Below are 275 nucleotides of genomic sequence, written 5' to 3'. Positions count from 1 at the left end.
GTGTCTACGGGAAAGGCTCCAGCCCTACACAAGCCCTGCCAGCGATGGCGGGGCTTTTTCATTCTGGCAGTAGGTAATCGGACCACGCCTGCATCAGCACCCGCCGCTTCTCCAGCAGCGCGCCGCGGCGATAGGCAGCCTCGACCTTGTCCTTGATCGCATGAGCCAGCGCCATTTCGGCGACCTCGCTCGGCGTGTCGGTCTGCTCTGACACCCAATCGCGGAACGTCGACCCGAAGCCATGCACGGTGTAGGGCACGCCCAGCCCTTCCGCC

General features: G+C 64.7%; 1 pseudogene. It reads right to left on the bottom strand.

What is annotated here, in order from left to right:
- Positions 1-58 precede the first annotated feature (58 nt).
- Positions 59-275, bottom strand: a pseudogene (locus FLQ44_RS14590) (hypothetical protein); the annotation flags it as partial.

Origin of the sequence: Vogesella mureinivorans (assembly GCF_007644035.1) — a bacterium.
Lineage (GTDB): Bacteria > Pseudomonadota > Gammaproteobacteria > Burkholderiales > Chromobacteriaceae > Vogesella > Vogesella mureinivorans.
This window is presented reverse-complemented; position numbering and strand designations above follow the sequence as displayed.